Origin of the sequence: Nonlabens sp. (genome assembly GCF_051251825.1) — a bacterium.
In the GTDB taxonomy this organism is placed as follows: Bacteria; Bacteroidota; Bacteroidia; order Flavobacteriales; family Flavobacteriaceae; genus Nonlabens.
Window position 1 is genome coordinate 94341 of the sequence record NZ_JBPOGG010000008.1, and the last position, 12793, is coordinate 107133.

Annotated in this window: 8 protein-coding genes; 5 read left to right on the forward strand and 3 right to left on the reverse strand. The window is 35.3% G+C overall.

Features of this window, described 5'->3' with window-relative positions; all coding sequences use genetic code 11:
• The first annotated feature begins 222 nt into the window (after nucleotides 1-222).
• Nucleotides 223-1290 carry a methyltransferase gene (locus tag ACSHWW_RS10865; RefSeq protein ID WP_435682481.1) on the forward strand — a complete coding sequence of 356 codons (1068 nt, stop codon included), beginning with the start codon at nucleotides 223-225 and terminating at the stop codon, nucleotides 1288-1290.
• Nucleotides 1291-1364: 74 nt separating this feature from the next.
• On the opposite strand, the gene ACSHWW_RS10870 is transcribed toward ACSHWW_RS10865, so the two are convergent.
• The gene (locus ACSHWW_RS10870; protein WP_435682482.1) at nucleotides 1365-1706 is read right to left on the reverse strand and encodes a hypothetical protein; all 342 of its coding nucleotides are present in this window, start codon (nucleotides 1704-1706) and stop codon (nucleotides 1365-1367) included.
• 42 nt (nucleotides 1707-1748) lie between these two features.
• On the reverse strand, nucleotides 1749-2219 hold the full coding sequence (locus ACSHWW_RS10875) for a hypothetical protein (RefSeq protein WP_435682483.1): 471 nt from the start codon (nucleotides 2217-2219) through the stop codon (nucleotides 1749-1751).
• Between the two features lie 615 nt (nucleotides 2220-2834).
• Between ACSHWW_RS10875 and ACSHWW_RS10880 the strand changes: the two genes are divergently transcribed.
• Both ACSHWW_RS10880 and ACSHWW_RS10885 read left to right on the forward strand, forming a co-directional pair.
• Entirely contained in the window at nucleotides 2835-6983 is a 4149-nt protein-coding gene (locus ACSHWW_RS10880) for a T9SS type B sorting domain-containing protein (RefSeq protein WP_435682484.1), read from the forward strand.
• A 135-nt stretch (nucleotides 6984-7118) separates the two neighbouring features.
• Nucleotides 7119-9974, forward strand: a complete 2856-nt coding sequence (locus ACSHWW_RS10885; protein ID WP_435682485.1) for a gliding motility-associated C-terminal domain-containing protein — start codon at nucleotides 7119-7121, stop codon at nucleotides 9972-9974.
• Between the two features lie 203 nt (nucleotides 9975-10177).
• On the opposite strand, the gene ACSHWW_RS10890 is transcribed toward ACSHWW_RS10885, so the two are convergent.
• Nucleotides 10178-10717, reverse strand: a complete 540-nt coding sequence (locus ACSHWW_RS10890; protein WP_435682486.1) for a hypothetical protein — start codon at nucleotides 10715-10717, stop codon at nucleotides 10178-10180.
• Between the two features lie 381 nt (nucleotides 10718-11098).
• Here ACSHWW_RS10890 and ACSHWW_RS10895 point away from each other — a divergent pair, with 381 nt between their 5' ends.
• Nucleotides 11099-12316: a tyrosine-type recombinase/integrase gene (locus tag ACSHWW_RS10895; RefSeq protein ID WP_435682487.1), complete on the forward strand. Its 1218-nt coding sequence runs from the start codon at nucleotides 11099-11101 to the stop codon at nucleotides 12314-12316.
• Between the two features lie 3 nt (nucleotides 12317-12319).
• Nucleotides 12320-12793 (forward strand): hypothetical protein (locus tag ACSHWW_RS10900; RefSeq protein WP_435682488.1); only part of this gene is annotated, 474 nt, incomplete at its 3' end.

The following is a 12793-nucleotide window of genomic DNA, read 5'->3' on the forward strand; positions in this document are numbered from 1 at the left end:
TTGGGCTTTTTAGTGGTTTCCATTTTTTGAAACGTGTTTCCTTCTCAATAATCAGCTATTAAAAAGTATCTTTACCACATAGTTTTCTCTTTTCTTTTCTAAGTTCCTCGCAAGGAGGATTTTTTAACGAGCATTGTCAACTACTTAATAATTAAATAATTATAATAGTTGTTTTTTGCTCACGACGTTCATGTGCAAAAGGTTTCCATTCAAACTCCACACATGAATAAAGACATCACGGCTCTTAAACCAGCACCATTTGTAACAGGAAAACGATTAGAAATCTTTGATCTCTCTACAGAACCTAAGAAAACAATCCAAGCTCTAGAAGCGGGAAAACCGGTTCTCATCGCAGGTGATTATAGTAATGGAGCAGTGCTGCTTAAAGAATTACAGCAGTATTTAAAGAGTAAAATGCCTAACAAGACATTTAAAGAGCAGCGAGAATATCGCTCAGCTTATCACAAACTGTCCAATCTAGTGTTACTTGAAATCATTAATTATCAAATTGATGTAAAAAAAGCACCCAGTATAGGCTGGCTCGAGAAATTATATGATGGAAACCAAAATTTCTTACTCACATTTCCACAAGTTCAAGGACTCAACAGTTCCTGGCAGTGGTATGTGAACGGTATTTCAGTACCTACACTAAGGAATAAAATTCATCCTTACTACGGCGTTTATTTCCCGACTCGATTTGATCACTTAACCGTTTTTGATAATTTTTTAAAGCGTTATGAAGGACCTAAAAAATCTGCAATAGACGTAGGGATAGGTAGTGGTATACTGTCTTTCCAAATGGTTTCTCATGGATTTCAAAAAGTTCATGGAACAGACATTAATCCTAACGCGATTATAGGATTACAAGAATTTATGGGAGACACAAAGTTATCCCGAAAGATAGATCTTGAATGTGCGCCGTTATTCGGTAGTATGGAAAAAGAAACAGAGTTGATTGTGTTTAATCCGCCGTGGTTGCCTATTTCTAGTGACGATGACCGTACAGATGAGGCCATTTATTATCCAGAGCAATTATTTCCTGATTTTTTCGCTGCTGCGAAAACGAGACTAGCACCAGACGGTAAACTTTTAATTATCTTTTCAAATCTAGCCAAGATTACAGACGTAACAAACGAGCATCCTGTAGAAAATGAAATCGCGCATCACGATAGATTTGAATTAGAACGATGCTTTAAAAAGCGTGTAAAAACAGCCTCAGATAAAACGACAAGAGAACAAACCTGGAGATCCAGTGAAGAAGTTGAATTATGGGTGCTGACTCATAAATAGAATCATTACAAAAAATTAAAAAGCTCAAAGACTTCAATAACTGAAATCTTTGAGCTTTTTCTATTCTGCTAGATTTAAATAACGTCTATTACTTTTTCCAGCATGTAATGAGTGACACCTACTATAACGGAAATTAAAAGAATCACGCCTATTCTCTTTAAGAATTTATAAGGTTGAAATTTTAGTTTACTTTTTAAATAACTTAAATCAACAACCACATATATAAATGCTATAATAGAACCTATAATCGCACCTACATAGAATAATACATACTCATGTAGCCAATTAAACATACTCAACACACCAGTGGCAGGCTCAGGTTCTTTACCCAGAATAATGCGCATGTAAAGAAATCCACAACACAAGCAGAGTAAGATCCAGGCTAAGTAGGTTAGGATGGTTTTGATGATTTTCATTGTAAGTTGAAGACTTCGTTAAATTAATTGAGATAGGATTGTTTATTCATCCCAAGTTTTAATTCCTTCGTAATCCCAAAATTTTCTCTCAATTGGATTTGTAATTTCTCTCTTATTTTCTTTTAGTAATTTACTAGAATTTATACACCATTGAAATGTTTGAACTTCAGTATATTCAGTTACAAAATGAACTTCAGCGTGCGACCATATTAATTCTGATAAAAGCTTTTCAAACTTAACTTTCCATTCTTTCCATTCATATTCCACAGATTTTAAATTTGCTCCAAAATGAATTAACCTACCACCATAGGCGAAATTTGGCCCTTCATGATTAAAATCAGAATTATCAGTTATGGCAAACATTTTTCTAACGAGAGGTGGCCATTCAGATTGTAATGGTAAATTTTCAATTATATTTTGGTTGTGTGTATTGATTCCGTTTTGTATTTCAGAATTTATTAATCCATGATCCCATTCGGTTATACACCCATATATTCTTGTAGCCATTCCCATAATCTGTCAATTTTTATTCAATCTCGATGTTTCTAAAATGTGCGGCTATCACTTATAATGTAAAAAGTTGTCCTAAAAATAAGCGATCATTTTTCAGATTAACACAAGCCATTCTTTTAAACTTAATCTTCTAAAAATACTAAAATAACAAATGCATCAGAATTGAATATTTGAACCAATTAGTAAGATGTAGTTGGTCTGTAATAAAGTAAAATGATGTCTTTTTGGTCCATTCGGTTTTTCATAACAAGGTGTTGTTCATCGATGATCTAGCTTACTTTTCTCAATAGCTTGAAATGAATTTTAACTCTACGCTTTCGCGAAAGCGAGTAAAACCAGCTCTTTATCGATTTAATTATTGCTTATGACGTATTTCACACCTCTGTTGACGTTTAACAGACTTCTTATATATATGTTAAATTTAAATTAGCCATGTACTAACAGTCTATAATATTATAGCAGATTTTAAAATTGACAGCGGTATGCTTTTTTTCTTGCAGCCCAGGAGAAAAGCTACTCAAGTTTTAAACGAGACTTAGAATTGATTCCATCATTTCTAAGGTGTAAAACATTGGATTGGGTACGAAGTAAAACAATTGTAAACAGCCCTAATTCATGATTTTAAGAAAGATATTCATTTTCTCGTTGCTATTTCTTTTTAGTTTTCAAATACAAGCGCAAGGAGAATCGGCATGGTGGCATTTTGGTGGAGAGGTGAATCAATTTCCTGGCGCCACAGGTCCTGTTGTTGATTTTAATAGTGGAGCACCGGTAAATGCAGGTACAAGTCCATGTACTTACTATGAAGGTACCGCAACGGTATCTGATAAATGTGGGAACTTACTTTTTTACACAAATGGAAGAAAAGTATGGAACAATGCAAATAATGTAATGCCTAATGGGAATAATCTAGAAGGTGACTCAGATTTATCTCGCTCTCAATCTCTTATCGTTCCAGATGTTTTTATACCTGGTAAATATTATATTTTTCATCACGGAACTGGTTCTGATCGTGGATTACACTATTCGGTGGTAGATATGAGTTTAAATGGTGGATTAGGTGATGTTGTGCCTGGTCAAAAAAACGTGTATCTCTTAGATACTAGACATGAGAAAGTTGCGGCAACGCTCTTTTCAGATCGATCTGGTCACTGGGTAGTTACTTATGATAGAGATGTTTATTATGCCTTTCCTGTAGATGTTAATGGAGTAGGAGCTCCGGTGGTTACTAACCTAGCCAACTTCAATATATATGGTTCGTATGGTTTGCTTAAAATCTCGCCAGATGGTACTCGCATTGCAAATTCTTCTAATGGAAATAATAAATGTGTTGTTGCAGATTTCAACGACGCAACAGGTGTTATTTCTAATGAAGTAAGATTACAATCTCCCGTAAACAGCGCAAAAAACTTTTATGGAATAGAATTTTCTCCTAATAGCCAACTTCTTTACGCAAACTTGAGTAGCGCTGGTTCTGGAAATAGTTGTGGAAATAGTAATCATAGAGCGTTTGCTCAATATGACTTAACAGCTCCTAATGTTAATAATGCGGTAACCACTATTTATGATAATCCTAATGATTTTAATCGTGGTCATTTACAAATTGCTAGAGATGGAAAAATTTATGCCAATCGAACATGTGAGCAATTCCTTGCCGTTATTAATAATCCAGACGTAGTAGGAACTGGATGTAACTATGTACATGATGGATTTGCGCTAGGAGGAACAAGTGCTAGTAAAGAAGGATTACCACAATTTGTAGCTTCCTTTTTTAGAAATGACTTTTATGCAACAGATGCTAGTTTAGGACTTAATGCGCCTAACCAAACGACATTTTGTATCACTGACACAATTAAATTTACCGCTACAGCTTACGATTTATGTCCTTCTACCACAGTGATTTGGGATTTTGGAGATGGAAACACGAGTACGGTTTTAAGTCCTACGCATCAATATACTGCTACTGGCACTTATACGGTGACTCTGGATCTCACATTTGGTGGACAAACTTTTACATCTACTAATGATATTATCATTACTGGTGCAACAGCAAATCCAGTTAATAATGTAAGTATATGTGATACAGATGGTAATGGTAGTGAAATTAGAGATCTCACGGTTATTGAAGATCCTCAAGTGCTGGGCACACAAACTGCCGCAAACTATACTATTACATATCACAGCTCTCAAGCCGATGCTGATAGTGGAACAAATCCATTAACCATGCCTGCTACTTTCAACGTAGGAACAACAACCGTTTTTGCAAGAATTGTGAATAACGCACTTACCACTTGTCCTAACACTACCAGTTTTGATATTATCGTAGGTAGTGGTGGAACGATTACGGCGCCTAATGATCTTGTAAATTGTGATGATAATAATGACGGTTTCTCCACATTTGACCTTACAACTATAGAGAACGATATTCATGGTGGAAATCCTGCTGGTTATACGTTCACCTATTATAATACCGCTGCAGACGCTGCTGCTCAAACGAATCCTATTCTGGTTACTAACCCATTCCCAAATACAACTATTAATAGACAAACTATTTTTGTAACCGTTGAGAATACAGCAAGTCCTAACTGTGATGGCGAAACACAATTTGATATCGTCGTAGTAGATACACCTACGGCAAATACTATTGCAGCACAAGAATTATGTGATGATGTGTCTAATGATGGTACTGAAGATATAGACTTAACAACTCTAGATAGCGACGTTCTGGGAACACAAAGTGCGACAGACTTTTCAGTTCTATATTTTGCAAACCAAGCAGATGCTGATTCTAATACAAATCCTGTTGCTTCACCTTATACATTAACGACTGATGTTACCTTGTATGTGAGAATACATAGTATTCAAAGTGAAGATTGTTATGATACCACATCGTTTATGCTTTCCTTGAGCAGTCAGGCAGTAGCAAATCCGGTAGGAGATATAAGACTGTGTGATGATGTTTCTAATGATGGTACAGAAGACTTTGATCTAAATCCAGCAGCGACAGCCCTATTAGGAATACAAAATAGTGCTGACTTTACCATAAACTTTTTCACCTCGCAGGCAGATGCTGATTTAGGAACTACCGGTGGTGCGGTTCCAGTTACTTCTCCTTATAGCAGTACAGGACAGACATTATACGCAAGAATAGAAAGTAATTCAAATACAGCTTGTTATGATACAACATCGTTTGATTTAATAGTTGATGCTTTACCATTAGCTGGTACTCCAGCAGATATTGTGGTTTGTGATGATACTTCAAATGATGGTGTAGAAGATGTAGATTTATCTCAATTTAACACAGCAATTTTAGATGGACAGACTAATGCAAACTTTATAGTTTCTTACCACTCCAGCCAGGCCGATGCTGATGCAGATGCCAATGCGTTGTCAAGTCCATATACTGTAAGTAGCGCTACACCTAGTTTGTTTGCAAGAATAGATAATGGATTAAACGGAGATTGTTATGACACTACCACATTCCAATTTGTTATTAGCCCTACACCAACTGCAAATCCAGTTCAAAATATGGTGACCTGTGATGATGATTCAAATGATGGCACAGAACTATTTGACCTCACCATGGCCGATGCTGAAGTTCTAGGTACTCAAAACCCAGCAGATTTTACAATCACCTATCACTTAACGCAAAATGATGCGATGAATGATACTGGCGACTTAACTTCTCCATTTTCTAACACCACAAGCACTCAAACTATAACAGCTAGAATAGAATCAAATACTAATAGTCAGTGTTTTGACATGGTTTCGTTTGATCTTATAGTAAGTGTACAACCTACTGTAGGAGCATTAACAGATTTAGATACCTGTGATGATATGAGTAATGATGGTACGGAGCTATTTGATTTATCGGTACAAAATAATGTGGCGCTTAATGGTTTAAATGCAGCAGATTTTACGGTGAGTTATCATGCTACATTCAATGATGCAGCAAATAATACGAGTTCTTTAAATGCTAATTATAACAATACCTCTAGTCCACAAACTATATATGTAAGACTTACTAATAATGATAATTCAGATTGTTTTGACATCAGTATGTTTAATATTGAGGTGTTTGCAAAACCTGATGTTGCTGCACCTAGTACAGTAACTATTTGTGCAGGTATAGATGAGGTACTGGACGCTGGCGCTGGATTTACATCTTACGATTGGAGTACTAGCGAGACTACTCAAACAATAACGGTCGATACTGCAGGTACTTATACGGTAACGGTAAGAAATGCCCAAGGTTGTGAAAATACAGTAATGTTTACCGTACTAGAAGGAGACTTGCCAGTCATAAACGATATCATCGTTAATGAATTTGAGATCAACACTAATAGCATTTTAGTAATGATTAATAATCCTGAAAATTTCCAATATTCCTTAGATAATATTGATTATCAAGATAGTAGGTCATTTGATAATTTATTACCTGGAGTTTATACCGTTTATGTTAGGGATCGCAATGGATGTGCTACGGTAGAACGACGCGTAGTTATCTTAGGTGCGCCACCATATTTTACTCCTAATGAAGATGGATTTCATGACTTCTGGCAAGTGTATGCCGGTGATGAAATCCCAGATGCAAACATTTACATTTTTGACCGTTACGGTAAATTATTGAAACAAATTAGCCCGACGGGTATAGGTTGGGACGGAACTTATAATGATCAGCCCATGCCTTCAAGTGATTACTGGTACCTCGTTGAACTGGCTGACGGTAGAAATTTCAAAGGACATTTTACTTTAAAGCGATGATGGTGTTGGTAATTCCGCTTTCGCGAAAGCGAGATCAACAAAAACTTAAAAATTAATCAAACGACAGTAGGAAAACGACGTCCTTAACTGTTATCTAATTAAACAACAATAACCAAAACAACAAAACAGCCAATTATGAAAAAACTTTTATTACTAATTATAGCTATCATGCCGCTTATGGCTATGGCTCAAGGAGAAGCTGCGTGGTGGTTTTTTGGAGAAAACGCCAGTTTAGATTTCAATACTGCGGCGCCAGTTACTGGTCCAGTAGGATCCTTAAGTACTATAGAAGGATGTTCTACCATATCTGACTCTTGCGGTAATTTATTATTTTATAGTGATGGTTCTACAGTATGGGATAATGCTGGAAATCCTATGCCTAACGGTACAGGATTATCTGGAAACAGCACAGCTTCACAAAGTGCTATCATTATTCCAGATCTTCAAAACTCCAATTTATACATCATCATCACCGTATATACAAACGTGAAATATAGTGTTGTGGATATGTCGCTTAACGGTGGATTAGGTGATGTGGTCTCTAACCAAAAAAACATAAGCATAGCTGGTAATACTCAAGAAAAAATAGCGGCAGTTAAAAATGCTGCTGGTGACGGTTACTGGATCATTTTAACAAAATCAAACGGTAGAATCGAATCCTATCCAGCGACTAACGGAATGGTAAGCGGTGGTAATGCAAATCGAGTACGATCTCCTAATGTTCCAGGTATAGACATGGACGACTTTATAGGTCAGATCAAAGTAAGTCCTGATGGAACTAAATTTGGTTTTACAGGATTAGATAATGGTGCCGTTGTTTTTGATTATGATACTGCTACAGGACTGGCAACAAATGCTGTAAAACTAGGTGGTCCTAACATTGCATCTGTTCATACTTATGGGATCGAGTTTTCTCCTAACAGTGAATTAGTGTATGTAAATTATAACAGCAATTCTATTAATAATTTACCGGTTACTAATAATATTAAGAGATTGTATCAATACAATACTGCTGGAGCAGCAGGTTGGGAAAATAATCCAGTGGAAATTTCTGTTGAAACTGGTGAAGGTCGTGGAGCTTTGCAATTAGGTATCGATGAGAAAATATATCATGCAAGAACTTTTACTCAAAACTTAGGAGTAGTTAATGATCCTAATGTAGTAGGTACTGGTGCAAACTATGTTCACAATGGAGTTACATTACCAGCAACTATGCAGGTGAGAGAAGGATTACCACCTTTTGTTTCAAGCTTTTTTGAATTAGATGTTACCGCTTTTGATGGTGATCGATTTACATCTAGTCTAGGAAATGAAGCAACTACTTTTTGTTTAGGAACTAACGTGCAATTTGAATCTGGATATGAAGAGTTATGTTCTACATCAAATGTCCTTTGGGATTTTGGAGACTCAACTACGAGTACTGATTTTAGTCCGCAACATGCATATGGTGTTGCAGGATCTTATACAGTAACACTTACGGTTACCGCTTTTGGATACACAACAGTTGACGATCAAGTAATCACTATAGAAGACTCTGCTGTAGCAAATGTGGTTCCAACTGTAGTCCTGTGTGATGATGATCAAGACGGAATGGAATCTAGAGATCTTACCGTAGTAGAAAATGGTATTATTTTAGGCGCTCAAGTAGCAGCTGATAATTTGATAAGCTATCATCTCTCACAAGCAGATGCTGATGCTAATCAAGCGGCTCTTACCATGCCATATAATTTTCCAACGGGAACAACTACACTATATGTACGTATTACAAAAGATCCAGCACCTAATGCATGTGTAGGAACTTCTACGTTTGATGTAGTGGTAAAAAACAGACCTACTTATGCTGCTCAAACTAACATAGAAGTATGCGATGTAGATAATGATGGTTTTAGCGCTTTTGACCTTACGGTTTATGAAGCTATTTTAAATGGTGGAAATCCAGCCGATTTTGCTTTTGCGTACTACACTTCTCAGGCAGATGCTTTTGCAGATGCAAATGCAATTTCAACTCCTACAGATTTTACAAACACTGCAGTTGATTCACAAACCATATTCATTAAAGTGATCGATTTAAATGCACCTGGTTGTGATGGTGTTTCACAATTTAATGTTGTGGTAAACGACACGCCTGTAGTAGGTACCATTGCAACTCAAGTATTATGTGATGACGATGGAAACGGAACAGAAGATGTAGATTTATCTCAATTTAACACTCAAGTACTCAATGGTCAAGCTGCTGGAGCGTTTGTAGTTACCTACTATGATAATAACATAGACGCAGCTGCTGGAACTAATGCTATTACTACTATTAATGTAGGTTTAGGAACTACAACTGTCTTTACAAGAGTGAACGGTAATGACTGTTTTGGAACAGGTAGTTTTGATATTCAATTATCAGAAACACCGGTAATAGGAGTAGCAACTTCTATAACTAATATTTGTGATGAAAACATAGCCGTAGGTCAAAATTCATTTGACTTAAGTGTTCAAGATGATCAACTTTATAATGGTTATAACACGAGTGATTTTACATTAACCTACCACGCCACTCAAGCAGATGCTGATACAAATACGAATCCATTATCTTCCATTTATTCCATACCTAATCCATCAGGAAACTCTAGTATCTTATATGCTAGACTGGAAAATAATGCTGGTGGATGTTATGATGTCAGTTCATTTGAAATCATTTTTGAGTCTTGTGAAGTCATTTTTCCAGAAGGTTTTTCTCCTAACAATGATGGAGTAAATGATACTTTTTCTATTCCTGGACTACAAGCTCAGTTCCCTAATTTTGTTCTTAAAATTTATAACAGAGCAGGAGCAGAGTTGTATGAAACTAGAAGTGAAAACTATGTAGAGTTTGCTGGTATTCCTAACAAAGGATTATTTGCAAGTGATGGTTTATTACCAGTAGGAACTTACTTTTATGTCATTCAGTATAACGATCCTAGTCAAGAAGATACAGCGAGTTGGGTTTATATCAACTATTAAATAGATCTTCTGTTTTACTTAAAAAGTCCCATTGTGATTTGATGCACAATGGGACTTTTTTAGTTTTATCTTCAACTAATTCTATGAAAAAAGCTCTAGAATCAAACGATTGCATCTATGAGTTTAGAATTATTGTATCTTCAATTAATGAAGAAGCGGCGTTGTTTTTCACTTTAGTTTTGCTTAATTTAAACATTGATGTATTAATCCCAAGTAATTCTCTTTTTCACTGCTTTAAACATAGATTTTAAAAACAATAAATTGGCACTTGGTCCACCTTCGTAAAAATATCTCCACTTTATAAATCCGTCATCATTTGTGTTCAGCAAAGAATCATATTCCGAATCTGAAATGTTCAATTCAGATGTCATTTCTTGTTTAATTCCAATCCTTTCTATTTCACTCAAATGTGATATTAGATCACTTAATTTATGTCCACGTTGGTTGACTCCATTTGTCTGATGAATTAATGCTTTTAGTGCAAGTTCATTGCAAAATGATATTATCATTGTTGCTGGTATAAATTGAGTTGCCATTAGTTTGTCATTACTTTTAATGATTGGAACTTGGCTTAATAGTTTTTCTATAGTAGGATTTTCCAATTTCTCCGGAAGAGCATTTATAACTTCAAGAATTTTTTCACGTGCTCCAATACTCTTTGAGCCTCTATTCATTTCCGCTTCCAATAAGTTAAATGCGTATTCGAAAATTAATACTGCGTTAAGCTGTGCGTTATGGTTCATTCAAATTGGTGCTAACGGTTTTGTATATGAAAAGTAGCGCTGAAAATAAGCGATAATTTTCGGATAACACACAAGCCGAATTTTTAAATTTTGTTTTAATTTTTCTCTTTTAAAGCCAAATTAAAAATTTGGCGGTCTTTGTGAATAAGTACAAACCTTTCGGATTAGCACTTATTAGCTATGTTTTATACACAGTGTTGTATAATTGTTGTACCTATCTTCACTCTTATACTCTCAATAGCCTATAAATAGGCATTTTACATCAAATATTAGTGCAATAAAGTGCAAATAAAAACACGTAAATGCAGTGTTTGTTGTACCAATTGTTGTACCTTAGTACTCTATTGCACTTGCTTGCACAGTCTTATACCAGAGTACATTATGGCTTCAGTAAAACTTATTTTAAAGAAACAAAAGGTAGATGCTTCAGGAGAAGCACCTATTTATCTTAGGCTCATCAAAAACCGCAAAACTAAATTTATATCATTAGGTATAAAGGTAGCATTAAATGAATGGGATGAAGCCAAACAGCGTGTAAAAAAGAATCATAAAGGCTCAACAAGGCTTAACGCATATCTTGCAACTAAAGTTGCAGATGCACAAGGAGAGATAGCAGATATAGAACGCAGAAACATAAGTGTTTCAGCTCGCAAGTTAAAAGAAGTTGTAAAGGGTAAACCTGTTACAAATTTCTTTGAATACTCTTATGGCAGATGTGAGAAACAGAAAAACACCTTGTCATATTCCACATACCGTAATTACATTACTTATCTCAAAAAATTTGAAACTTTTATTGGCCATACAGATGTAGCTTTTGAGGATATTACGGTAACGATGATAAAAGATTATGCAGGCTATTGCGGTACTACTTTAGGTAATAACAATACAACTATAAATTTTTCTTTGCGCATACTTAACTTAATGTTCCGTAACGCACAGAAAGAGGATTTAATACCACGAAGTCTATTTCCATTTGATAAGTATAAGGTTAAGAAAGAAAAGACCAATAGGCGTTATCTAAATGAAGAACAGCTACAAGCCTTAATCAATTTAGAAGTATCAGAAAGAGCGCAAGCACCTTTAGTAAAAGATATGTTTATCTTTTCAGTCTTTGCAGGTGGTTTAAGGTTTAGTGATGTATTAGAATTAAAATGGAAGCACTACAATAAAAAAGAGCAACGCATATCTAAGACCATTTGTAAAACTAACAATCCGCACAGCTTTAAAATAGGTAGTACTGCGATTGATATTTTAGAAAAGTATCATACAGCAAATGCAAGTCCAGAAGACACCGTATTTCCTTTTGGAGAGATTACACAAAGGTATTTTAAGGATAGAGAATATAGAGCAGACCAGATACGCAGAAAAACAGCTCTCGTAGGTCAGTATCTTAAAGCAATGGGTAACAAAATAGACTTACCATTTAATTTGACTTTTCATTTAAGCAGACACACATTTGCTACCAGGGCATTAAATAAAGGGATGCGCATTGAGCACGTTTCAAAATTAATGGACCATAGTGATATTGGTATCACACAGATTTACGCAAAAATTATTAACTCAGAACTGGATAAAGCAGTAGATCAATATCTTAATTAAGCTATGGAAGAATTTTCAAAATTAGAATTACTAATACTTGATAAGAGTATCGAGCAAATAGAATCCCAAATCTTAATGGGTATTGAAGAGAATGCAGATAAAGACAGAATGCTCTACGCATCTTGTCTTAATGATGCTGAAAAAGAAGCGTTGACCAAAAAAGAAATTAAGAAGCAACAAAAGAAAATAGCTAAATGTCCTTCTAATATTGCAGGATATGTCACTGCTTATATCAATCCAAATAGCTTTGATACTAAAGATGAAAGCTTAGACCAATACAGAGAGCGTATCATTAGAAACTATGTAGCATCGACCTTTGTAGAAGTATGCCAAAATCTTTTGAATAACAAGTTCACAACGCTTGCAGACATAGAGGCAGAAGAAGATTCATTTTGGGAGTTACTTGTAGATGACCAATATTATGGAGTTGATGATGATAGTATTAGAGATTTTATCAAATATATGATTGTTGCAGAT